Genomic DNA, 24,613 nt, shown 5'->3' on the forward strand with positions numbered 1-24,613 from the left:
GCATATAAGCTATATTATGTTATAATTATAAAGTAATTGTCTAAATATGTCAATTTATTTTATATATTATGTTATATTATGATATTATGCACTCCATATATATTTTAATAAAATTCATAATATTTTATTAAAATATATAAATTATATCACTATATTATAATTACTCATTAGCCATTTAATGTTTTTAATTCTATCTTTATCTAAATCTTTTATAAAATCATCATAATATATTTCCCATTCTTTTTCCCTATCACCTATATCAATCAACAACAGGTCAATCCCTTCTCTATATCTTAACTCTTCATCATAGACTACCTTACCTAAAATAGCTAATTCCATATCATTCAATATATTAAATATACTATAAAACGTTTCTTCACCAAAAAGACAATCGGCTTTTAAAATATCTATAAAATCAATTAACGATTTCACATTATTCTTAATAATATTAATAATGTCTTGTGTATCATTACATTCTTGAATTGTATTAACCAATTCTTTGAATGAATCATCATCCATCCTATCATCTGTGTCCAATAAATTTATCTCTTGCAGTTTTTGTGTATCATCAACTATAACCATATATTTTAAGCTACCATGCTTGATATTACTAATCAGCCTGTCACTAAAAACACTCTTATACTCCTCAATATAATGTATAAGCGCCTTATCTTTAATATCTAAATTAACAGCTATCTCCTTAAAAATATTATCCAACAGCTTATTAAGATCTTCCCTTTCTAAATTACTGATTTTACTTACTATCATTTCATAATCAACCTTGGAAATATGAATACTAATTCCTTTATTTTCAGCTATTAAGAAAAATATATAGTTATTGATTACTATTTCAAACACATTTATTAACGCTTCACTATAATTTAACTTGTATAACTGTCCATAACAACTTAACACTTCATCTATTTCATTAATAAAATAATTGCAGAATTTATTTTCTAACATGATTGTCTCTAGATACTTTCTAATATAAAAAACTCCCTGTATATCCATATCATCAATTGCTAATGGATAATCAATACAGCAAATAGTTTCATGAGCATTATACAAACAATTATAATCCCTTAAAAAATATGGTATAGCTGTGTGTAAAGTATCGTTATAAGCTTGTATATTTATTTGAAGCTTATTATCAATGACATTTTTGTATAGCCCTTTACATTCCTCCAAACATAATTTTACTATATTTAATCCTTTTTCATATATTTCTGTAATCCCTTCACTTTGTAAGGTAATTAATCCCTCTTCCTGTGAACATCCACTTACATAAGCATCAATTGAGTAATGAATAGACTGTAAAAGATTCTCCGCAACTTCTACTTTCACCGACGAACTTTCACCAAAAGTGTATTTAGCTATTAATTTCTTCAATATAACTAATGTCTCTATATTATTTTTATTAATTAGCTGTAAAGACAAATCATTATTCATTAAAATGACACCCCCTTCAAAAAATCAGATTCTTGGTACTTGATTCTTTGATTCCTTGCAAAATTCTCAATTTCCCTTCCTTGCAATAACTCAATAGACCCCTTACAATAATCCTCAAAAAACTCTCTTAAGATCTCTATAATCTCATCATCACTAAGATTATCTTCGGTCTCATTCTTCATATAATAAAAAACTTCTTGTAATTCCATTAGAGTCGACATATACATATCTTGTTGTATATAAGAAGAATTATAAAAACTCTTAATTAATTTATTAATAACTTCTGTACCTAATTCAATACGTCCATATCCTCTTAACAAATCATTCCTAACATCAATAATCTGCATAATCTCATGCTTAGAAAGTGTAAGACCATATTTTACAGTCTCTTCATTAAGTCTAATAATCTCATTGACCTGCTGCTCCGTTGAACTATTAATAATCATAATCGGTAATTTCATAACAACCTCCTAAATAAATTCATCCAAAAACCTTGACAAAAAAACCAAAATATGATATAGTAAAGTTGGTTTATTATGTCTTTTTATATAATTAAGCTTTAAATTTTATTATATATCATTCATTAATTCTTGTCAACAAAAAAAGGCATGTACCCATACCTTTTTTATTTTTTATATCAAATTATATTTTATTCTTCATCAATACAATCACTATTCACTATTCTAATAACTAAATAACTCAAGAACAATAGAAAACATGAAAGAAATCCATATTTAATTAGTTTTTTAATCATGTCCATTCCCCCTTTGGTAATAACATATTTATATTATACCAAACACCAACCTATAAAAACATTCATTTTCCTTACAAAATTTATGTACAACCTTACAAGTATGTAAGATTCAATATTAGGTTTACTCAGTTATTGTAACATGTTCCTTCTCAACATCAGATAAAGCTTTGAAGATTTTTTTAATACTATCTGGAACCTTATCAAAATAACGATCATAAAATGCAATTGCATGTTTCTCTCTTTTATTAGCTTCCATCAATAATAGTTCATCAGTATTATGCTTTGTATAATCCATTTTTCTAAGACTTGGTAATGTTTCAAAACCGCCAAAATTTTTATGAACTCTTGCATGCATCATCTCAATATTACTCAAGTCCTTAAACATTTTTTTCAATTTCTCATCCTTTGCTTGTTTACTAGCTTCAGCATAAAAATCACCATTGAATATTTCTAATTTCATACCCATATCCAATACTTTCCTGGTTTTATCATCTAAGTCGTCTAGATTAAAATTGATATATTCCTCATCATCACTTAGGTATTCTTTTGAAACGCCACAAAAAGGACACCTAATTATATCGTCTGCTTCATTTTTATCAATAAATGTAGAATCATTCATATTATAGTTTTTATCGTTTATGATCATTCCACAAATTAAACATCTCATCTTTTTCACAGTAATCATCTCCCATTTTTAACTAAATAATATTATATCATACTTTATTCCAAATACAACGAGCCTTTTACTTAATACTTAATATCGACTTCCCTACAAGAAATATTTAACTATTTCATCTTTATTCAAAGTATTTATAATATCACTTTTTTCCAACCAGCCTTTTCTTGCCACATTTATACCGTACCTCATATAATCAAACTCTTTGATACTATGTGCATCCGGAGAAATAACAAATTTACAGCCTTTTTCTTTTGCATTTTTCATGTGTCTCCAATCAAGGTCTAACCTATAAGGATTAGCATTAATTTCTATAACTATACCATTTTCAATACAAACCTCAATAATCTGCTCAATATCTATTTTATATCCTTCCCTGCTAAGAAGAAGTCTACCAGTCGGATGCCCTAATATACTCATATATGGATTAGAAATTGCCTTAATTACTCTGTCTGTCATCTTTTTCTGTTCCATTTTAAAAGCACTGTGGACAGAACCAATGATAAAATCAAAGGATTGTAAAATTCGCTCATCATAGTCCAGACTACCATCTGGAAGAATATCTGATTCAATACCTTTCAATATCTTAAAATCATGATATTTTTCATTAAGGAGATCTATCTCTTCATGTTGTCTTTTTATATCCTCTTCTGTAAGACCACCTGCATAAATGGCTGTTTTACTATGGTCAGTAATTCCTAGATAAGAATATCCTCTATTCATACAATCTATAACTAATTGTTCAATTGTAGCATTACCATCACTGTAATTAGTATGAGTATGAAAGACTCCCCTTACATCTTCATTAGTTACAAGAACAGGTAATTCCTTATTCTCAGCAGCCTCAAGTTCTCCATAATTCTCTCTTAATTCTGGTGGAATAAACTCCATACCGAACACATTAAAAATATCTTTTTCATTATGGCATACAATTAATTCATCATCTTTGAAAAGACCATATTCATTCATTTTTATTCCTTGCTTCTTAGCTAGGTGCCTAAGTGCTGTGTTATGCTCTTTGCTACCAGTAAAATGATGAAGTGCATATGGAAATTGTGAATCACTAACAACTCTAATGTCAGCATTCATTCCATTTTGCAACACTACACTTGACTTGGTTTCTCCCTTGCCAGTTATTTCTTTTACATAATAATGAGAAGTGAATAAATCCATTACTTTATCAGGTTCATCACTACTTACTAATAGGTCTATATCCTTTAACACTTCCTTTTTTCTTCTTAAACTTCCTGCTACTTCACATCTTTGCACAATACCACTTTCTCTAATATATTTTAACAACTCGGAGGATAAAACTTCACCAATAGGATAATGAAACTTTTCAGAATATTCATTATAATTCTTTATCCCTTCTAAAATCTTATCTTGAGTTTTTTTACTGAATCTTGGTAAATCCAATAATTTATTATTCTCACAAGCTTCTTTTAACTCTTCTATAGTATTTACACCAAGACTTTTATATATAGTCATTATTTTTTTTGGTCCTAATCCTGATATACGGAGCATACTTACTAGTCCCTTAGGTACGGTCTCTTTCAATTTTGTATAATATTCCAATTCACCTGTAGTAACAAGTTCGGTTATCTTACTAGTTAATGCTTTTCCAAAGCCTTTTATACTTCCTAATCTATTCTCTGAAACCAAAGTCTGTATATCTTCTTGAATGACTTCCAACTTGTTAGCTGCATCATAATAGGCTCTGGATTTAAAGAAATTTTCACCTTTCAATTCTAATAACAACCCTATTTCATTGAGAATTTTTATTACTTCACTTTTTGTCATTATGACACCGCCCCTTTATATAAATTCTATTGTATTAGTAACCATATCTATAGTTATCCCTAACTTAAATATTAGTATTAGCACTAAATAAAATATCTATACTAATGAGTAATTAAAACAGATATGATGTACTTGTGTAATTAATCTATACCCTTTGAATCTATAATTTTATTTGATATAATGTACAATATATGATTATAAATTCTAATAAGAAAGAAGGATTAATATGTGCGGTCGTTTTGTTTTAACATTAGATTATGACATGTTGGTTGATATCTTAAAAGGTAGATTCGACATAGAAAACATAGCTTCCAATCTTGACTATATTCCTCGTTATAATATTGCTCCAAGCCAACAAGTTCTATCTGTTGCCTCAAATGGCAAAAAAGATAGAATAGGTTATTTACGATGGGGTTTTGTTCCTTCTTGGGCAAAAGATACAAAAATAGGATATAAAATGATTAATGCAAGAAGCGAATCTGTAGAAACAAAACCATCTTATAAAAAATCCTTTATAAACAATAGATGTGTTATATTATCTAACGGGTTCTATGAATGGAAAAAAGAAAAAAACAGTAAAAAACCAATGTTTATCACTATGAGAAACAACAAACTATTTTGTATGGCTGGTCTATATAGTATATATTACACTAAGGACAAACAAAAAATAAGTACTTGTACAATATTAACTACTACACCCAACACTTTAATGTCCAATATCCATAACAGAATGCCTGTAATATTGAATAAAGACGATGAAAAAAGTTGGCTGAATCCTAATATAAAAGATATAACTTATCTAAAATCATTACTGAAACCATACCCAACTTCAGAAATGGAAGCTTATGAGGTATCCAGTCTAGTCAACTCACCAAAAAATGAAAGCCCGTTATGTACAAAACCTGTATCTTCTTGACTTGTACAGACAGTAAAAAGAATTAGTAATTAGTTTTTTATAAGGCGTCGGATAATACATTTTTGGAGATAGCATATTATCCGACAGTCCCCATCAAAATATATTTCTATATATTCTTCAACCAATTTTTTAATTTGTTAACAGACTCAGTCTTGGCTTTTAGAGGATCTTTTATTTCAATTTCTCCGATGAATCTGTTACCTTTTAATCTCTCTTTATAATGTTTAAAAGCTTTTCCCTCGCCTCCACCAGCATGGCAACAGAAAAGGGCAATATTTTTATTTAGTATTGCATTCTCTGATAAAAAAGTGTTTACTGCTGGTGAAAAATGACTAGCCCATATAGGTGAACCTATAAAGATTGTTTCATAATCATCTAGGTTAACGTCATATGGCAATAATTCTGGTTTTTTATCCGTTATTGCTTGTCTTCCCCCTATTAAATACTTTAAGAATCCTTTTGATTTAATGTCTTTTTTTAGTTTCAGTTCTAATAAATCGGCATTTTCTTCTTTTTTTATTTCCTCGGCAATAAATCTTGTGTTTCCACCTAAAGAGTAAAATACAATAAGTTTCTTACCATTATCCATAAATATTTCCACCTTTCGTTTTTTATAATCTTGATAAAAGTATACTTTTCATTTGTTCGTTACTTAGATTAACAGGATTATTTTTATTATTAGTTGCTTTTACAATACAATCCAAATCTTCTTCTGTAATACCAAACTCCTTAAGTCTTGGTATCTTCAGTTCATTTATCCAATACTCTAAGATATTTACCAATTCTTTGCAAGATGTATCTATATTTTTTTCATCACTTCCTGTAAGTATGGCACCTACTTTAGCATATTTCTTCAAATAAATCTCATCTTGTTGTTCTTGTAATAGCTTAATATTAAGTTTGACTGCCTCAGGCAACAATGTACCGCATAAAACCCCATGTGGTATATCTGCATAACCACCTACACTTGAAGCAAAACCATGAACAATGCCAAGACCTGCATTTGCTAATGTAATCCCTGATATATAAGAAGCATAAGCCATACTAGCACGTTTTTCTATAGAATCATATTCGTTCTTACATACTGACAGAAAAGATTTACCAAAGTATTCTATACCTGAAACGGCTAATGCCTCTGTCATAGGATACGCTTTGGTGGATACGTAGGAACCTATTAATTGAGTCAGTGCATCTAACCCACTAGCAGCTGTTACATTAGATGGACAGTTAATCATTAGTTCTGGATCCAATATAACTATATCTGGTACAAAATTCTCGTGACGTATGGATTTCTTGAATCCTCTTTTTCCCACTTTGCTTAAAACAGCATTTTTCGTTGTCTCACTACCAGTTCCTGAAGTAGTAGGTATTGCAATGAGAGGTATTTTATCCCCATTATGAATCTTTCCATCCCCTACTCCTTCTATATATGCCATGACTGAGTCTTTTTGAGTCAACATTGCAGAAATAGCTTTACCTGCATCCATGACACTGCCTCCGCCAATGGCAATCACTAATTCAATATCATGTTCTCTGTGCTTGTTTACTTCATTATCTATACTTTCTGGAGAAGGCTCTCTTACTACTCTTGTCTCATATATATTAGTATTTACCATCTTCTCTAATAATTTTCCATAATACTTAGAATTTCTAAAAGAGTTTGCTCCTGTGACAAGTAATATATTTTTTGCACTTTTTACAATATGCAAAGAATCTATCTCATTAATACTTCCTGGATGGAAAATCGTTTGTGGTACTTTAGCAAAATTGAAGTTTACCATATGACTCATTCCTTTGCTGTTAATTAATTATTTAATATTCATTTGTTAAGATGTTCCAAAATGTGAAATCCTATAAATTATATTTTATATTAAAATACTTATTTTGTCATTTATTATTTTTAGAAATATTTCTTTGTTTTTTACAAAATATTAAATATTCTAAATAATTTTTATCAATTTTTCCCCTTGACAAGCATATAATATGAGCATATAATCTTAGTTAATTCAATTTGATTGTTAAATATATTTAAAAACTGTGATAAGAATTAGTAGGATCAGTAGCGTTTTCAAGAGAGTTGCCGGTTGGTGAGAGGCATCAAACAAGCTGATTTGAATACATCTTTGAGTTTCCTATCGAAAGTTATCAAGTAGACTAGTGACGTTAGGTATACGTTATAATACCAGGGCATCCTTTTGGAATTACCAAACAGCGTGCTTATTAAGATTGTTATAGTAATATGACAATGAATCAAGGTGGTACCACGTGAGAATTATACTCTCGTCCTTTTATTAGGATGAGAGTTTTTTATTTGCATTTTTTTATATGTTTTAATCAAAGTTGATGTTAACGAGAATATATCTTAAGGCCTAAAGATTATTTATAAATATTTTATTTTATGGAGGTAAGAAAAATGGATAGAAATGTTTTTGAAACTTTACTAGAGAGAGGTTATGTATACCAATCCACACACGAAGAAGATATTAGAGAATCACTGAACAGCGGTTCACCTGTTACATTTTACTTGGGTATTGACCCTACTGCTGACAGCTTGCATATAGGACACTTTTTTGCGTTAATGATGTTTAGATATTTACAGGATGCTGGACACAGAGGTATTCTAGTTATCGGTGGTGCAACTGCACTTATTGGTGATCCTAGTGGTAAGAGTGATATGAGAAAAATGCTTACGAAAGAACAAGTAGCATATAATGTGGAAGAAGTTAAACGTCTTGCAAGTAGATTCATCAAGACTGATGGTGATAATCCAGCTTTAATCCTTAGTAATGCAGAGTGGATTAATCCTTATAATTTTATTGATTTCATGAGAGATATAGGTGTTCATTTTAATGTTAATACTATGCTTTCAGCTGATGCTTATTCTAAGAGATTAGAAGAAGGCGGACTTACATTCTTAGAGATGGGATATATGCTTATGCAGTCCTATGATTTTGTTTACTTGAATAAAAAGTACGGTTGTACTTTGCAAATCGGTGGCAGTGACCAATGGGGAAATATTGTTGCTGGAACTAATCTTGGAAGAAAACTTAATATAGCTAATAATGATGAAAGAGATATTATGTTTGGACTTACTTGTCCTCTACTTATGACAAGAGAAGGTAAAAAAATGGGTAAAACTGAATCTGGTACGTTATGGGTGGCTAGAGATAAAACTACTGTTTTTGATTTTTACCAATACTTTTACAATGTGAATGATGATGATACTGAGATGTTATTGCGTTTGTTTACTAGAGTACCTATGGATGAGATTGTAGATTTATGTAAAGAAGATATTCGTGGTGCTAAGAGGTTGATGGCTTATGAAATAACTAAGTTGGTTCATGGTAAGGAAGAGGCTGATAAGGTTCTTAAGACTATTACTGAGTTATTTGATAAGAATAAGATTTCTAGTGATATGCCTGCTATTGAGGTTGAAGAGAAATTGATAAAAGATGGTATTTCTGTTATTGATTTATTGTTTGAGTGTGAATTTGTGAGTACTAAGTCAGAAGGCAGACGATTAATTAAGCAGGGTGGTATTAGTATTAATGGAGTTAAGGTGGAAGATGTTGATTTAGTTGTTGGTGAAGATAGGGTTGAGAATGGTGAGATTGTTTTGAAGAGGGGTAAGAAGAAGTATTTGAAGGTGGTTGTCAAATAAATATGTAATAATTACTAAAATTTAGTTTTGGTGTGGATAAGGTTAGTATGTGTTTAATTGAATGTATAGATTATTGTGGACTAACGTGTAGTATGTGAGTGGTATATGGTTCGTTTTACTTCGCCTTACTCCTGAAGGAACGGTCTTCGTAAAACGAACCATATACCACTTTTTGTTTTTTGCGTTGTTTAGTTGTAATAGTCAGATGTATGAGGTTTGTAATTTACAAGTTGGTAAGTGTATTAGTGTAAAATATTATTAGATTATTATTTGAATTTTGATAGGTTTTAGTTTTGTAGTTGGTTTTGTTTGTTGAAGAATGTTTTGTATCCTAGGTGGAGCATTATTATTACGGTTAATGATACTGAGCCGAAGATGCCTAGCATGATGGCTATTTGGTATGTTATGGCGGTTGTTGGTATTACTCCTGCTAGTATTTGACCGGTCATCATACCTGGGAGAAAGATTATTCCCATTCCCAGCATTGAATTGATTGTTGGGAGTATTGCGGAGTCGAAGGCTTTATTTATTACATTTTTGGAAGCTAGTTGTGGGGTTGCGCCTAGGATTAGCGCTTCTTCTATTGTAGCTTTATTGGTTGTCATTCCTTCTATTAGTGAGTTTATTCCTAGAGAGATGCCTGTCATTGAGTTTCCTATGAGCATTCCGGCTATGGGGATAAAGTATTGGGGTTCATACCATTTTGGAATACGGATGACTACAAATAAAAAGTAGGTCAGGCATATTAATGTGCCGATGCTCATTGATAGTGCTATGACTTTTTTTAGCTGTGGTGATAGTTTTGTTTTGAATTTTTTGAATATGGTGTATATTGCAAAAATCTCCATTATTATTATTATGGCTATGGTGATATAGGGATTTGGGTTGTTAAATACAAATAGTAGTACGTGACCGGTAAGGATAAGTTGTAGGGTCATTCTTATTGATGATATTATTATTTCTTTTTCTCTGTTGATTCCTCTGAGCCTCACTATGACAAGTACAAAAAGCACAAAAATATAGGCTAGTGCTACTTGTATGACTGTTAAGTCTATAATTCCATTCATATGTCTCCCTCCATTTTATGTTTTCCTTTATTTATTTTTATTATTGTATCAGAATATTTGTTTGCTATTTCTTTGGAATGAGTTACCATTATGAGGGTTTTGTTGTTTTCTTTTACAAATTTGGTGATCATCTGTATTATTAGGTCTTCTGTACTGTCATCTAAGGCTGATGATGGTTCGTCTAATAGATACACAGGTGAATCAAGGAGAAGGATTCTTCCTAAGGATAGTCTTTGTTTTTCTCCACCTGACAGAAGTTCTGCATCATCATCAAGATTTTTATTCAATTGGACTTTTCTTAATATCTCTTTTAGACAATCATCATCCGGGAATTCTTTATCTTGGAATTTCAATCCAGCTAGAAGATTATCTTTGATATTGCCTTCAAATACAATTGGGGTTTGGGATAGCATTGTTACTTGTCTGCGATGTGTAATTGAATCTATTTCATCAAGTGGTTTACCTTGAAATAATATCTTACCTTCTGTAGGTGAAATCATTTTGTTTAACAATTTGAGTATTGTTGTTTTTCCTCCTCCACTTTCCCCTACTAATGTTGTAATTTTATTTTTTTGAATTTTTAATGATGGTAAATCTATTATGTGTTTAAATTTCACACCTTGTAATTCAAACATTTTTATTCCTCCTCTTCAACTCCTATTTCACCTATAAGTTCTGCCAAATATCTCTTTGATTCCTTTAACTCTTTTTTTCCTTCTTCTGTAATGGAGTAATATTTCCTGATCTTCCCTTTTACCTTTTCATTATAATGATTAATGAATCCCTCTTTTTCAAGATTGTGTAATATAGGATACAGAGTTCCTGGACTAAGTTTATACCCATGTTCTGATAATTCCTCCAGCATCCAGCTCCCATATATAGGTTCTTTACTTGCGTGATGTAAAATGTGCAGGCATATAAAACCTTGAAATAATCTTTTACTTATACTATTTTTCATATTATTAACTCCTATATCGTTTATTGTTATCGGTTTTCGATATCGTATTGTGATTATATTATAATCTGACATTATTGTGTTGTCAATACTAATTTTTTTTGTTATCTTAACATGTTTAAACATCTGATAGCTATAAGTAAACCACGTCAGAAGAAAAAAGAGTTTTGTGAACTAAAACCAAGACACTTAAAGCAAAATAGTATATGTATATGTGGAGTAGTGAGGCAGGACGCCGAACCCAGCTTTTAATCTGACAGCCCTACTGGACTGTCAGAAATAATAATGGACTCGATGTCCATTATTATTTATTGAGCTCATGGACGAGCAAGTAGCTGGCGTAACATATACATATACTATTTTGCAAATGCCACGTCAGAACAAAACTCTTTTTTCTGACTCACCTCCAACACATAAAAAAGATACACCAGAACTATTAAAATTCTACATGTATCTTCACAACACTTATTAACTTATACCCTTCACAAAAGGTTTATATATCTCTTTCTTAGAATAAGTAAGCATTTCTCCATCATCTAATTGACTATATCTATTAGTTATAACTTCCCACCCTTTAACAAATTCTATATTCTCGCTATCCTCAGGCAACAATTCATTCAATATATTCTTTTCAACCCTGACCTTGGTTACCACTTGATCTCTAGATAGTATCTTACACCATATATACAAGTCTTCTTTTGATACACCCATGTTAATTACTATATCTGAATTAGTGTTATTTTGAAATTTCAAATCTTTTCTTCCGTAAACATAGGTTGCATCTCTGCCAAGATCTACAAATCTATCTTCTCCCCATAAGTCGGTACTATGATTATATTTTTCTAATATTTTCAGATTACCATATAATACAGCATTAAACAAAACTGAACTATCTAGACAAAGCCCCCCACCTGTAGTATAAGTAGTTTTACCATTTCTGAAAACAGGTCCCTGTGCATATCCTTTCTGTATAGTCGCCTCTCCTAGAATCTTTCTTAAGGAAAATACCTTACCAGGCTTAAGCAGTGTTCCATTGATTGTATCTGCCCCTAGGCTCATGTTATGTATTCTGCTATGATTTACCTCTCCTAATTCCTCTCTCCAATTAATATCTATTTTGTATTCAGATATAAGATGCCATTCACTAATACTTTCTTGGTTCCCGATTTTCATATTAGTAAACTTAAGCAACCAGCCTTTTATAAAACTTTTCAAGTTATCCAAGAATAACCTTGTCCTAAGAAATTTCATCCCATTTTTCTGTTTACCAAACACAATATCTCCTCCTAATAGCATTATTAATATGTCTCAACTTATTTATTATACAATAATTATTCTTTTATAGTATTTCATAACAATTAAATGTTATTAAGACAATATTAATTTTTTCTTACTCAGATATTAATTAATATTTATTTGTCTGATAGTTTGTTTCACTAAAGGCAATAAAAAAATTTGGTTAATATCTGACTTAACCAAATTTTTTTATTATATTTTTAATAAATAATTTATTTAATTATACATTATAAGCTCTATCTAATTAGATATTAACCTTCAATGTGTGTATCTCAAAAGGTTTGAATCTTAGATTAACTATACCTTTCTCAATTGGTATATCACTGGAGTTTTCCTCCATCATATCAACCAATTGGACGGATTTTACATCAAAGTTGAAGAATATCTGAGCATTAACACTTGAACTATTATTTTCATATAATCTGACTATAATATCATTATCATCTTCTGCTCTTTTAACTGATTCAATTACTACATCTCCGTCTAATATTTCAATGAACGCTTTAGTTTTTGGTAATTGATCTTTACTTGAATTGACTTCTATACAATTCAGTGGAATATTAAGTTCATCTGCTCTTTTAGCAACTTCACCTGTTACATAATCTCCATTATGAGGATATAGAGAGTAAGTAAATTCATGTTTGCCCTTATCAGCATTGACACCAGGATAATTAGTGCTTCTCAACAAATTCAAATCTATAGTATTTTCTAGAACCTTATATCCATATTTGCAATCATTCATCAATGCTACACCATAATCCCTTTGGGAAATATCTACCCATTTATGAGCACATATCTCGTATTTGGCAGATTCCCAGCTTGTGTTTCTGTTAAGTGGGCGTTTTATAGTACCGAATTGGATATCACATGTTGCGTCTGTAGCATATACGTCCACTGGGAAAGAAGTTCGTAACATTTTATTACTTTCTTGCCACTGAACTTCGGTTTTGAAATCAATTCTTCTACTATCTTTTGTTAGAATAACTTTTTGTATAAGCTTTGATTCTCCCAAGTTATATACTTGTTTCATAATTGCTTTTGGTCCATCTATATAGTTTTCTCTTGATCTAAGTTGAAAACTGTCAAATGGTCTTTCGTCATAATTTATATCAAAATCCCATGCATCTCCCTGATCATCATAAACAGCTAATACATTAGCTTCTACACCATCTTGTATAACCTCTCGTTGGTATTCTTTATCATATATTGATTTTATTGTTCCATCATCATTGAACTGTAGTTTGATTAGTTCATTTTCCAAACAATCTTCTTTTACTACTAGTTTATCACTAATATCATCTTTTTCTTTTTCGTCTACCACTGAATATCCCATTGGTGGTACTGATAAATATTGCCAATCATCTTTTACTTTTAACCACTCTTTACGTTCCCATGAGAGTGAATTAAATACCATATGAGGATTATCTATTCCATGAGTATCAATATTATCAGCTACTGCTTCAAGAGATTTTTGAATCATTTCTTGCGTTTTGTTCATTAATACTTGGTATCTATTAAGACTTTCATCGTATACACGTTTAATAGATGAACCAGGTAGAATATCATGAAATTGATATAGTAAAACTTCTTTCCATATTTCTTCAATTTCTTGTTGTGGATATACCATCTGAGCATTTATCTGTGCTAACATAGATGAAAGTTCTAATTCTCTCAACATTATTTCCATTTTTCTATTGTACTTTTTATTTTTTGCCTGTGACGTAAAAGTACCTTGGTGCTTTTCAAGATATAACTCACCATTCCAAGTTTTATACTTATGAGAATCTTTATCTATCCTTTTGAAGAAATCAAGTGAAGACTCTTGAACTACAGGTGATAATCCATTCAGATTTTTAACTCTTTCAAGTCTTTCTAAATGTTCTGCTCCAGGTCCTCCACCACCATCACCTATTCCAAATAGCATTAGACAGTTGTCGGAGACTCCTTTATCCAAGTATTGTGCCTCTGTCTTTTTAACTGCTTGAGGACTGGCTGAACTATTATAGGTTCCTTCTGGAGGCATATGGCATAATATTTTTGTACCGTCTATACCTTGCCAATTGAATGTATGATGAGGGAATTGATTAATTTCACTCCATGACAATTTTATGGTCATAAAATAATCAACACCTGATTTTTTTAGTATCTGAGGCAATGAACCAGTATATCCAAAGACATCTGGGAGCCATAGTATCTTCATATCTTTACCGAATTCTTCTCTAAAAAATCTTTTACCATATACCACTTGTCTAATCAATGCTTCTCCACCAGAAATATTGGTATCAGGCTCTACCCACATGGCACCTTGTACTTCCCATCGTTCTTCCTTGATTCTTTGTTCAATTTTTTTATATAGACTAGGATAACGTTCCTTCATCCATGCGTAGAGTTGAGGTTGACTAGCTCCAAAAATATAATCTGGATAACGTTCCATCATCTCTAGTACTGTTGAAAAGGTTCTAGCTCCTTTTCTAATAGTTTCTCTAATAGGCCATAGCCATGCTAGGTCAATATGAGCATGACCAATAGCACTTACTGTTAAAGATGGGTCCCCGCCTTTTTTATTCAACTCACTCATCAATATTTTTCTTGCCTTGACTGCCTCTTCTTCTGTATAGTCTTTCAAGACTTTTGTAGCTTCATCTAATTTATAAAGTATACTCATATGCCTTGATTCACTATCAGGTAACTGCGACATCAATTCATATAATACTTGAAAATCATAATATAAAGCTCTCATCTCTTGGTTGCATACAGCAACACAAGCCTCTTCCAGAGTACCCTCTTTACTATATCTGCCAAATAGGTCATTACAACCTGTTTCTATCCATATATCAATTTTTTCTCCACCTTCAGCGTTTTCAAGGAACTGTACAACCTTTTTGCCAGGTTTTCCTAATGAAAAATCAAAGGAAGAGCTTATATTTGTTAATCCTCTAATAGGACAACCTTCTTTATCAAAAACACAACCCTCACCATTAACGTCGATCAACAGAACGATTTTTTGCCCTTTTTGTGTCTTAGGAACTTCTCCTGTGAAATTAAACCATCCACAATCCCATAATTGTCCCCAAGTTTCTCCTATGCGAACTTGTTTTTCCTCTCCATTACATCGTTCATGGAATGGAATTGGTTCTTTGGTAATCCATGCAACAGCATCTAATTCTGCCACTTTTTCATACATAGCTTTATTAACTTTATCAATCACGTTTTGAATATAGACATACATCTTTTTTTTATTATATGGCATAATTATACTTACTCCCATCTTATCTAACTTTGCTTAACTTTTGCTAATATTTTCTCACTAAAACAATTATTTAATTCCTGTCATACTGATTCCTTCAACGAATTTTTTCTGGAATATTAAAAATACAATTACTATTGGTGCTAAAGTCGTAATCAATGCCGCCGATTCAAGAATCATATCGTACCCAGTCTGGAAATTAGTCTGAAATCCCATTAAACTAAGCTGAACTGTAAATACTTCTGCTTTGTTGGTAACTATCATAGGCCATAGATAATCATTCCACATCTGAGTATATGTGATTATGAAATATGTAGCTATCACAGGTCCTGATAATGGCAATACAACCTTAAAGAAAATCTTCATTTCACTAGCACCATCTATGTATGCAGATTCGATTATTGAATCAGGAAGGGTTTCTAAAAACTGCTTTGCAAGAAATATCCCTACAATATTGACTAATCCTGGTATAATAAGTGCAGCCAAAGTATTTAGAATCTTTAAATCTCTGACTAGGATATAGTTAGGTATCAATAATACTTCTGCGGGTACCATCAATGTTGATAGTAACATGACAAATATTATTTTTCTGCCTCTAAACTTCTTCTTTGCAATTACATAACCTACTAAAATTGCAATGAATGCACTTACCAAAGTAAATATTGTAACATAAATCAAACTGTTTTTGTATCCTATTCCTAAATTTGACATTTTCCATGCCTGAACATAATTCTCAAAATGGAATCCTTTTGGCAATAAATATATTTTACCCATTTCAGGCAAGAAATCTTTTGGTTGCAGTGAGTACACTATCCTCAGATAAAAAGGGAATAGTTGAACAAATGCAAAGATACTCAAGATGATATAAAATATTGTGTTCCTGATTTTATTTTTACCCTTATTCATAAGTTACCTTCTCCCCTTCAAATCTGAATTGTATAATAGTAACAATAAGAATAAATATGAAAAACATAACTGCAATAGACGATGCATATCCCATTTTATTCTCAACAAAACCGTCTTGATATATTCTAAGAACCACTGACATAGTACTTCCGATAGGTCCCCCTTTAGTGACAAGCTGCATTGGACCTATTACCTTAAAACTTTCAATTGTAGTGTATACTATATTTAATAAGATGATTGGTTTTAATAGAGGGATTGTAACTTTTTTGAAGATAGTCCAATTACTTGCCCCATCAATCTTAGCAGCTTCATAGAATGTCTTAGGGATTTGTTTTAATCCAGCTAGATAAATAAGCATTCTTATTCCAAAACCTAAAAACAGTGGATAAAGCATTAATGATATCAACGCCATGTCTGGGTCTGACAACCAAGCAACGGATTTGATTCCGAAATGACCTAATATTGTATTCAAGAAACCATAAGGACTTGGATCAAAAATCCATTCTATCATTGTAGCTCCTACAACCTGTGAAACTAGTATAGGCCAGAATAGTGCCGCCCTGAAGAACTTTTCTCCTTTTGAAATACAAGTAATCATGTAAGCTGTGCCAAGCCCAATTAGATTATGTCCTATTACAGTAAATATAGTCCATATGAAAGTATTGTTAAAGGCTTTCCATAGACCTCCATCATTAGTAAATATACGAATATAATTATCTAATCCAACAAAATCAGGAGCTTTGAATATATTCCAATCCGTAAAACTAAGATATATTACTCTAAACAATGCAAACAGAAAAAATATTCCCCAAAGAATTAATGGTATTGCAAGCATTCTATATGCTATTATTTCATTTTTATATTTGACTCTAATCCTCTTATAACTTTTCTTGTTTTCTTTAACAGCCTTACTTTTCATCATTAACCTTCTTTCAAAATAAGGGCTGTCTAATAATACTAACAGCTAATAGATTATTTAGCCTATATTATTAGATGCCCTATTTTATTTATGCAATTGTTGACTAGGATTCTATTTGATATTTTTTATCTCTTCGTCACATAATTCTTTTGCTTCCTTTAACGCTTCTTCTGGCTCTGCAACACCAGTAAGAACTTTTTGAATTGCATTTGAAAGATGCTTGTCAATTGAAGGCCATGCTGGACTTCCTGGTCTTGATACAGTATTTTTGAATTGTTCAACAAATACTTTCCACTCTGGAGTATTAAACATTTCATCCTCTAATGAATCTTTTAATGAAGGCATTAGATGAGTTTGTTTAGCGTAGGATAACTGTAGATCTTTATTGGTTGCTAGGAACTTACAGAAATCATATGCTTCTTGTTGATGTTTTGTTGCTTTTGTTATCGCAAGACTATATAATCCTAATGGTGCATATCCTGTAACACCGTCTTTCAACGATACTAATGGTGCAACATTCAAACTTGCTGTTTCATCAGCAGTAAGTCTATTTATATTCCAACATCCCATTTCTAATAACCCGATTTTACCTTCATAGAATTCATTTTCAAGATATACATTTGGTGGTATGGCTCCACAGCTAAGTAAATCATCTACTTGCTTTAATGCATTAACAGCTTCTTTACTGTCTAATGTACTTGCACTCCAATCGTCATTTAGGATAGAACCACCGTTTCTAGCAACCCATGAACTAAATTGGAAAGATAGGAATCCACTTCCCTTTGGGTTAACTGGAACAGTATATCCATATACACCTTCTTCTCCTAAATCATTTATTGCTAACGCAACATCTTTTAATTCTTCGTATGTAGTAGGTACTTCTTTGCCTGCTTTAGCCAATAAATCTTCATTATACATCAATGCTAATGTATTAGCGTCAAATGGTAATGCATAAACATTATCTTGATACATATTTGCTTTCCATGCTGATTCCACAAATTTGTCTTTAATGTCATTTGCTCCAAATTCACTTAACTCTAAAATCTGGTCATTATAACCTAAAGTTTGAACAAATACATGATCTATCTTTACAATATCAGGAGCTGTCTTTCCTGCTAGAGCAACTTTATAATTATCATAGTAATCAAAATTAGCTAACCATTCTGGTTCAATCTTAACGTTAGGATGTTCAGCCTCATATTCTGCTATGGCATCTAACAGTGGTTGTTTGAATTCATCTTGACTCGCCCACCAAATACTGAGTTTAACTTGTTTCTTACTATCTCCATGCTGCTCGTTCACTTTGCCATCAGTGTTTTGTGAATCTCCATTGGAGACTGTTTCTTTTGAGCCGCATCCAGTAAATAAACTCATTACCATTAATATACTCATAACAATAGTAAACATTTTTTTAGTGTTAAACATATTATATCCTCCCTAGAACCTTATACTTATGATATTTTTTTGTTTATCTTATTGACACTTGTCCTACAGAACCTGTTTTAATAATTTTGTATTCATTTAGGATGAGATTTGATGATTGCTGGTTATTATCTATAATCATGGTTATCTGTTTCGCAGCAGCCTCACCCAATTTTTTATAATCTACTACTACCCTGCTGACTTCAGGAGTCAAGAAATAATCCATACCACCTAATGCGAAAACGGAAATGTCACCTGGTATGTTAATACCTTTAGATTTTGCTTCTTCATATACCCCAAGTGCCACTACATCTGATTCAGTAATAATCGCACTGAATTCTCCCTTTTCCAAAATACTGCCTGCTAATTTCTTTGCCTTTATTATTGTATTATCACAGTTATATATATAAGAAGGTTCAAAATCAATCTGGTTCTCTGATAGAGCTTTTATATATCCTTTTAAACGGTCAGAAGTTATAGTTAGATTAGGTTTGCTGTTTATGAATGCAATCTTTTCATGACCGTTCTTTATGAGCATTTTTGTTGCACTATAAGCTATTTCAATATTATCCACATCTAGACTGCTTAAGTTCTCATATGATTTTGGTGCTTTTCCAACCAATACGATGGGCGTACCCGAGCTAACGAAGTCTTTGATACGTATATCTTCGATTTCCGGGTCCAAGATAATCGCTCCATCTATTGGTTCTATCCTTAACTTAGCACCTTTAGGTATCTTTTCATTATCTCTATCAATATATAGGATAACGTTATAATTGAACTCATTCAATTTCATAGCAACACCTTCAATGATCTGATGATGCATACTTCGAAACTCACCTAGATTTTCTAAAAACAAACCTATCATATAAGTTTTTTTATTGGCTAGACCTGTAGCTAGTTTATTAGGATAATAATTCAACTCTTGTGCAGCCTTCAAAACTCTGTCAGTAATTTCTTCACTTACATATTTAGTATTATTAAACACGTTGGATACAGTCGATTTTGAAACTCCAGCTAATTTTGATACATCATTAATTGTACTCATTCTTTAACCACCTTTTTACCTTGAAATACTGCTTCAGACCGTAATAGTGAACCGGTTTTCTACTCCATAATATCATAATTATCAATATATGTAAATGGTAATTAACAATTATAATATCTATAATGGTAAAAGGTGTTATGCATTAACTTGACTAAAAGAAACTTGTTGTAAAAGTAAATATATCATTGCATTGAGTTGTAATATTATCATCTACCGCAATTACTTTCCAATAATAATTTGTCCATCTTTCTAGTGTGATGGTTGAAGTATAATTGCTAGTTGTAATGCCTGGAACATCTATCTCAGGACTGGAAAAATCACTATTGTTATCTACAATGATTCTATAGCTGTCTGCTCCTACAGAATCTTCCCAATCAAAAGCTGTATTTGTTTTAGAAACCCAACTACTATTATTTGAAGGAGTCAGTAATTTAAAAGTTTCAGCAGTCTGGTTGATGTTTTCTTTTATCAATCTAACAAATTCATCAGGAGCAACTACTCTCACATCAGAATCTAATCTATCAACAATATATTGTATAGTTGCTGGTAGGTCATAATTGTTCCATGCATCAATTGCTATCATTGAATATCCACTTTCACTGTGAGTGTCTGTAGGTTGGCTATTAAGGTAATTCACTACTTGATCTTTTTTGTAAGCATATGAAAGTCCATCAGCCAATTTCATACTAGTTGATATTACAGGTTTTCCATTGGACCATAAAATATCTCCATTGTAAGGACTACCAAAATATGATGTCCACTCATAGTAGAATAAACCGTCGATGTTAGACTGCATAGTATATTTATCCCATATTGAAGTATTATTAAATGAATTTCTACCAATTACAGCTACAATACCCATATCCAATTTACCCATATAATCATTTAATCTCTGAGTATGTAAATCAAGCTCACTTGCTGGATAAGATTCTGGATAAATGAATCCACTTCCAGAAGGTCCTACTATAAAGTTATCATTTGGAGTCGCTGATTCATAGTACCAGTCTAATACAGATGGTGATAGATCTATCATTCCAGGAGGCATTGTCCACCCTAATGCAAAATTACCTCTTGATTGACTTCCCCACCAATCATCTTCATTTCCTCTGTTAAGAGTCCATTGTAGGTTATCTCCATCTGATACATAGAATGTTACATAATGGACATTTTCCTCATTAGTAGCTTGTGCAGTATTTTGAGAATATGTTCCTGCTGAAAATCCGCTTAGAACTGATAAATTAAGTGCCCAATCAGAAGGAATGCTCATTACACCATTATAGGAGCTGTTTGATATAAAGGCTTCTTCTGAACCACCACTGGTATCTCCCCATCCAAAAACAACTGAATCAGGATCTAATTTTTGCATTATTGATGTTCTAAAACTTGAATTGCCATCATAAAAGACAAGAGCCTTGTTCATTGCTGCAAAATCTCTTAAGTGGGTTGAATGTTCATCATCTTCTTTTGCTTCTATGACAATGCTGTGATTCAACTGGTTCCAGTAGTTATCTACTACCCATGATTCGTTTTTACCAGTAACATCCTGCACTAGAGTTAATCCATTATTTTGTGCTGTTGTTTCAATACTTGTTTCTACTGCAACAGCATCCAATACTCCTGCTAATGAATTAGCTGCATTCATAGAATCAGTACCCCCTTGATACAATATGTATCCATCAATATACTGACTGAATGTATTAATTAAATCCCATGCACTATTGACTTGTTGATAAGTTATCCCTTTTTTGCTTACCAGATCATTAAGATACTTTGAGTATGCATCTTCTGTAAAGTATGGGTCTGAATCAATTATGTATATTTGTGATGATGTCTTATTGGAAACTATTCCTTGTAAAGTTGCTATCATCGTTCTTTCTGCATGGGTCATATTCTGAATATCTATAACATATAGATCAGTAGCCGTATATGCTGGTTTTGTATAATATGAACCATTAGAATAAGCATGGACATTATTAGCATTAAAAGTCGTCAATGTAAAAATTATGCATAGACTCAATAAAAAACTTAACACCTTTTTTTTCACAAAAATTCCTCCTAAATTCTATTATATTTCCTGTATTCAGTTGTTTGTTTCATTATGAATTTAAGATTAGTATACAATGAAGTTAGTTATTCATATCTTGCAAGATATATGAATTAGTTATTCAGTAAACCGGTTTTCTGTAATCATAGTAATACATATTTTGTAAAAAGTCAATACTTTTTTCTAAAAATCTAACCACTTTATAGTCATTTTAACTTTTTATACCATCAAAAGAGGCTATGTTTAGCTTATACTAATGAATTTATATGTTGATTAAGTCGTTTATACAAAACAAAAAAGGAGATTGTATCACAAATAATAACTTCATGGTATATCCATAAAAATATCTATGATACAACTCTCCTCTAATATTCAAATGTAGCTTCTACCATAGCTACTATACTTAATTTGCCTGATTGAACAGGTATTCCACCATCTCTATAAATAGCTGTTTCATAAGGTTTTATTTGATCACGCTTTGTCTTTTCTATGACTTTTATAGGTCGTGGATTAATTCTTGTTCTAAGTGTCATTCCTATATTTTCAGCTTTATCCCTAGCATTTATTATTGATAATTCCAATGCATCTTCATAGTATTTATCTGGTTCATCCACTGTAAAATTTAATCCTTGTTGATAATTCACACCATTCTTAACTGCATTTTGTATAATCATACCGACTGTATTAATATCAGTAACTGTTATTTCAATTACATGCCTTACTTCATAACCTCTAAAATCTTGTTTACCCTCTATATAATCATATTGTGGTACAACTGTGTATTGGATGGTCTTAATCTCTGTTTTACTAACACCATCATCTACAAGCCCTTTGATTACTTGATCCATGATATTTTTATTTTCATCTTGTGCCATCACTACATCTTCATTTTTTGTTATAACACCTAATTTGAGAATTGCAGTATCTGGTTCCACTTCAACCTTACCTATACCTACTACAGTTATCAATCTCTTATCTTCACAGTTTACCTTTTCTTGATAGGTGGGAGGATATCTATCGTAACACATATTTGGTACCATATTTTCTCCTCGATAATATTATTCTTATATATAGTATGTTATGTGGTTATGAAATGTACTTATCTATTTATGTATTTTGGCAATATAAAAGATTGCCATTAGGCAACCTTCCATATGAGTATTTTATTTTGCTGTAATATATCCTTCCGCTGTTAATAATTCAGCGATTAAAACTGCTCCACCAGCTGCACCTCTTAGAGTGTTATGAGATAGACATACGAATTTGTAATCATATAAGTTATCTTCTCTAAATCTACCAACTGTTACGCCCATTCCATTTTCATAATTACGGTCAATCTTTGTTTGTGGACGATTATCTTCTTCCATGTATTTCATAAATTGTTTTGGTGCTGATGGAAGTTTCAATTCTTGTGGTTTACCTGAATAACTATTCAATATACTGATAACTTCATTAACTTCAGGTTTTTCCTCAAAACTTATAGAAACTGCTGCTAAATGACCATCAGCTGCTGGAACTCTAATACATTGTGCAGAAATTACAGGCTCTGTAGCTGAAACAATCTTATCATTTTCGATTTTTCCCCATATTTTCATTGGCTCTTGTTCACTTTTTTCTTCTTCTCCACCAATATATGGTATTACATTGTCAACCATTTCTGGCCAGCTGTCAAATGTTTTACCGGCTCCAGATATTGCTTGATAAGTACACACATTAACTTTTGTAGGTCTATATTTCTTTAATGCATTGACAACTGGAACATAACTTTGAATTGAACAGTTAGGTTTTACTGCGATAAATCCTCTTTTTGTTCCAAGTCTTTTTCTTTGAGCATCAATTATTTTTAAATGTTCATCATTGATCTCTGGTATTACCATAGGTACATCTTCAGTCCAACGATTAGCTGAGTTGTTGGATACAACAGGTACTTCAGCTTTTGCATAAGCTTCCTCTAATTCACGAATAGTCTTCTTATCCATATCTACAGCGCAGAAAACGAAATCAACCATTGCACTTATCTCTTCAACATTTGATGCATCCATCATAGTCATGTTACCGATTTTTTCTGGTATTTCTATTGATTGTGCCCAACGACCTTTTACTGCTTCATTATATGATTTTCCAGCTGATCTTGGACTTGCAGCTAGACATACTACATCATACCAAGGATGATCATGCAATAATGAAATGAATCTTTGACCTACCATACCAGTAGCTCCGATTATACCAACACGTAATTTACTTTCCATATTTTTATACCTCACTTTTTTAATGTTTTTATTGAATTAATTAAATATATCTTATATAATAAATAAACATAAATAATCATTTGTCTTTCTGACGTAAACATTTGTTTTTGCTATGCGTAGATTTTATCACGATTTTAATAAAAAATCAAGCCTTTTAATAATTTATCTCTGTATTTTAGTAAAGTATTTTTATCTTATAATATA

At 31.4% G+C, this 24,613-nt stretch carries 20 protein-coding genes and 1 other annotated feature; of the genes, 2 read left to right on the forward strand and 18 right to left on the reverse strand.

What is annotated here, in order from left to right; all coding sequences use genetic code 11:
• Window positions 1-141: 141 nt before the first annotated feature.
• The 4 genes from HYG85_RS02565 to polX form a co-directional block, all read right to left on the reverse strand.
• Window positions 142-1,449 carry a DUF6179 domain-containing protein gene (locus tag HYG85_RS02565; RefSeq protein WP_212692156.1) on the reverse strand — a complete coding sequence of 436 codons (1,308 nt, stop codon included), beginning with the start codon at window positions 1,447-1,449 and terminating at the stop codon, window positions 142-144.
• Window positions 1,449-1,910 carry a DUF6323 family protein gene (locus HYG85_RS02570; RefSeq protein ID WP_212692157.1) on the reverse strand — a complete coding sequence of 154 codons (462 nt, stop codon included), beginning with the start codon at window positions 1,908-1,910 and terminating at the stop codon, window positions 1,449-1,451. The genes HYG85_RS02565 and HYG85_RS02570 overlap by 1 nt, the downstream gene beginning before the upstream one ends.
• A gap of 414 nt (window positions 1,911-2,324) precedes the next feature.
• Window positions 2,325-2,870, reverse strand: a complete 546-nt coding sequence (locus HYG85_RS02575; RefSeq protein ID WP_212693683.1) for a ferritin family protein — start codon at window positions 2,868-2,870, stop codon at window positions 2,325-2,327.
• A gap of 102 nt (window positions 2,871-2,972) precedes the next feature.
• Window positions 2,973-4,679: a DNA polymerase/3'-5' exonuclease PolX gene (polX, locus tag HYG85_RS02580; protein WP_212692158.1), complete on the reverse strand. Its 1,707-nt coding sequence runs from the start codon at window positions 4,677-4,679 to the stop codon at window positions 2,973-2,975.
• Between the two features lie 226 nt (window positions 4,680-4,905).
• Between polX and HYG85_RS02585 the strand changes: the two genes are divergently transcribed.
• A complete protein-coding gene (locus HYG85_RS02585; protein ID WP_212692159.1) occupies window positions 4,906-5,595 on the forward strand; it encodes an SOS response-associated peptidase in 690 nt (229 codons plus the stop codon).
• Between the two features lie 106 nt (window positions 5,596-5,701).
• Here the strand turns inward: HYG85_RS02585 and HYG85_RS02590 are convergent, their stop codons facing one another.
• On the reverse strand, window positions 5,702-6,184 hold the full coding sequence (locus HYG85_RS02590; protein ID WP_212692160.1) for a flavodoxin family protein: 483 nt from the start codon (window positions 6,182-6,184) through the stop codon (window positions 5,702-5,704).
• A 22-nt stretch (window positions 6,185-6,206) separates the two neighbouring features.
• Window positions 6,207-7,376 carry an iron-containing alcohol dehydrogenase gene (locus tag HYG85_RS02595; protein ID WP_212692161.1) on the reverse strand — a complete coding sequence of 390 codons (1,170 nt, stop codon included), beginning with the start codon at window positions 7,374-7,376 and terminating at the stop codon, window positions 6,207-6,209.
• Between the two features lie 247 nt (window positions 7,377-7,623).
• Window positions 7,624-7,886, forward strand: a binding site (T-box leader).
• A 122-nt stretch (window positions 7,887-8,008) separates the two neighbouring features.
• Here HYG85_RS02595 and tyrS point away from each other — a divergent pair.
• On the forward strand, window positions 8,009-9,256 hold the full coding sequence (tyrS, locus tag HYG85_RS02600) for a tyrosine--tRNA ligase (protein ID WP_212692162.1): 1,248 nt from the start codon (window positions 8,009-8,011) through the stop codon (window positions 9,254-9,256).
• Between the two features lie 287 nt (window positions 9,257-9,543).
• Here tyrS and HYG85_RS02605 read toward each other — a convergent pair whose 3' ends face one another.
• The 12 genes from HYG85_RS02605 to asd form a co-directional block, all read right to left on the reverse strand.
• A complete protein-coding gene (locus HYG85_RS02605) occupies window positions 9,544-10,323 on the reverse strand; it encodes an ABC transporter permease (RefSeq protein ID WP_113671534.1) in 780 nt (259 codons plus the stop codon).
• Window positions 10,320-10,958, reverse strand: a complete 639-nt coding sequence (locus tag HYG85_RS02610) for an ABC transporter ATP-binding protein (protein ID WP_212692163.1) — start codon at window positions 10,956-10,958, stop codon at window positions 10,320-10,322. Before HYG85_RS02610 ends, HYG85_RS02605 begins: the two co-directional genes overlap by 4 nt.
• A 2-nt stretch (window positions 10,959-10,960) precedes the next feature.
• Window positions 10,961-11,281 carry a PadR family transcriptional regulator gene (locus tag HYG85_RS02615; protein ID WP_212692164.1) on the reverse strand — a complete coding sequence of 107 codons (321 nt, stop codon included), beginning with the start codon at window positions 11,279-11,281 and terminating at the stop codon, window positions 10,961-10,963.
• Between the two features lie 465 nt (window positions 11,282-11,746).
• Window positions 11,747-12,553: a VanW family protein gene (locus tag HYG85_RS02620; protein WP_212692165.1), complete on the reverse strand. Its 807-nt coding sequence runs from the start codon at window positions 12,551-12,553 to the stop codon at window positions 11,747-11,749.
• Between the two features lie 265 nt (window positions 12,554-12,818).
• On the reverse strand, window positions 12,819-15,824 hold the full coding sequence (locus HYG85_RS02625) for an alpha-mannosidase (protein ID WP_212692166.1): 3,006 nt from the start codon (window positions 15,822-15,824) through the stop codon (window positions 12,819-12,821).
• A gap of 66 nt (window positions 15,825-15,890) precedes the next feature.
• Window positions 15,891-16,727 (reverse strand): carbohydrate ABC transporter permease, encoded by an 837-nt coding sequence (locus tag HYG85_RS02630; RefSeq protein ID WP_113671539.1) that lies wholly within the window; start codon window positions 16,725-16,727, stop codon window positions 15,891-15,893.
• On the reverse strand, window positions 16,720-17,646 hold the full coding sequence (locus HYG85_RS02635; protein WP_212692167.1) for a carbohydrate ABC transporter permease: 927 nt from the start codon (window positions 17,644-17,646) through the stop codon (window positions 16,720-16,722). The genes HYG85_RS02630 and HYG85_RS02635 overlap by 8 nt, the downstream gene beginning before the upstream one ends.
• Before the next feature lie 111 nt (window positions 17,647-17,757).
• The gene (locus HYG85_RS02640) at window positions 17,758-19,071 is read right to left on the reverse strand and encodes a sugar ABC transporter substrate-binding protein (protein ID WP_212692168.1); all 1,314 of its coding nucleotides are present in this window, start codon (window positions 19,069-19,071) and stop codon (window positions 17,758-17,760) included.
• Window positions 19,072-19,114: 43 nt separating this feature from the next.
• Window positions 19,115-20,116 (reverse strand): LacI family DNA-binding transcriptional regulator, encoded by a 1,002-nt coding sequence (locus tag HYG85_RS02645; protein ID WP_212692169.1) that lies wholly within the window; start codon window positions 20,114-20,116, stop codon window positions 19,115-19,117.
• A 151-nt stretch (window positions 20,117-20,267) separates the two neighbouring features.
• Complete coding sequence (locus tag HYG85_RS02650; RefSeq protein ID WP_212692170.1) at window positions 20,268-22,160, reverse strand: GxGYxYP domain-containing protein; 1,893 nt, start codon at window positions 22,158-22,160, stop codon at window positions 20,268-20,270.
• Window positions 22,161-22,525: 365 nt separating this feature from the next.
• Entirely contained in the window at window positions 22,526-23,200 is a 675-nt protein-coding gene (locus tag HYG85_RS02655) for an SIMPL domain-containing protein (protein ID WP_113671544.1), read from the reverse strand.
• Window positions 23,201-23,323: 123 nt separating this feature from the next.
• Window positions 23,324-24,409, reverse strand: coding sequence for an aspartate-semialdehyde dehydrogenase (gene asd / locus HYG85_RS02660; RefSeq protein ID WP_113671545.1), 1,086 nt, complete (start codon window positions 24,407-24,409; stop codon window positions 23,324-23,326).
• Window positions 24,410-24,613 lie beyond the last annotated feature (204 nt).

Source organism: Vallitalea guaymasensis, from assembly GCF_018141425.1.
GTDB classification, from domain to species: Bacteria; Bacillota; Clostridia; order Lachnospirales; family Vallitaleaceae; genus Vallitalea; species Vallitalea guaymasensis.

Bases quoted from the DNA above. Each gene is read 5' to 3' on its own strand.
- HYG85_RS02610 (WP_212692163.1), bottom strand. From the start codon at position 10,958: ATGTTTGAATTACAAGGTGTGAAATTTAAACACATAATAGATTTACCA.
- HYG85_RS02630 (WP_113671539.1), bottom strand. From the start codon at position 16,727: ATGAATAAGGGTAAAAATAAAATCAGGAACACAATATTTTATATCATC.
- polX (WP_212692158.1), bottom strand. From the start codon at position 4,679: ATGACAAAAAGTGAAGTAATAAAAATTCTCAATGAAATAGGGTTGTTA.
- HYG85_RS02640 (WP_212692168.1), bottom strand. From the start codon at position 19,071: ATGTTTAACACTAAAAAAATGTTTACTATTGTTATGAGTATATTAATG.
- HYG85_RS02635 (WP_212692167.1), bottom strand. From the start codon at position 17,646: ATGAAAAGTAAGGCTGTTAAAGAAAACAAGAAAAGTTATAAGAGGATT.
- HYG85_RS02625 (WP_212692166.1), bottom strand. From the start codon at position 15,824: ATGCCATATAATAAAAAAAAGATGTATGTCTATATTCAAAACGTGATT.
- HYG85_RS02590 (WP_212692160.1), bottom strand. From the start codon at position 6,184: ATGGATAATGGTAAGAAACTTATTGTATTTTACTCTTTAGGTGGAAAC.
- HYG85_RS02645 (WP_212692169.1), bottom strand. From the start codon at position 20,116: ATGAGTACAATTAATGATGTATCAAAATTAGCTGGAGTTTCAAAATCG.
- HYG85_RS02605 (WP_113671534.1), bottom strand. From the start codon at position 10,323: ATGAATGGAATTATAGACTTAACAGTCATACAAGTAGCACTAGCCTAT.
- HYG85_RS02655 (WP_113671544.1), bottom strand. From the start codon at position 23,200: ATGGTACCAAATATGTGTTACGATAGATATCCTCCCACCTATCAAGAA.
- HYG85_RS02565 (WP_212692156.1), bottom strand. From the start codon at position 1,449: ATGAATAATGATTTGTCTTTACAGCTAATTAATAAAAATAATATAGAG.
- HYG85_RS02595 (WP_212692161.1), bottom strand. From the start codon at position 7,376: ATGGTAAACTTCAATTTTGCTAAAGTACCACAAACGATTTTCCATCCA.
- HYG85_RS02585 (WP_212692159.1), top strand. From the start codon at position 4,906: ATGTGCGGTCGTTTTGTTTTAACATTAGATTATGACATGTTGGTTGAT.
- HYG85_RS02570 (WP_212692157.1), bottom strand. From the start codon at position 1,910: ATGAAATTACCGATTATGATTATTAATAGTTCAACGGAGCAGCAGGTC.
- tyrS (WP_212692162.1), top strand. From the start codon at position 8,009: ATGGATAGAAATGTTTTTGAAACTTTACTAGAGAGAGGTTATGTATAC.
- HYG85_RS02575 (WP_212693683.1), bottom strand. From the start codon at position 2,870: ATGAGATGTTTAATTTGTGGAATGATCATAAACGATAAAAACTATAAT.
- asd (WP_113671545.1), bottom strand. From the start codon at position 24,409: ATGGAAAGTAAATTACGTGTTGGTATAATCGGAGCTACTGGTATGGTA.
- HYG85_RS02615 (WP_212692164.1), bottom strand. From the start codon at position 11,281: ATGAAAAATAGTATAAGTAAAAGATTATTTCAAGGTTTTATATGCCTG.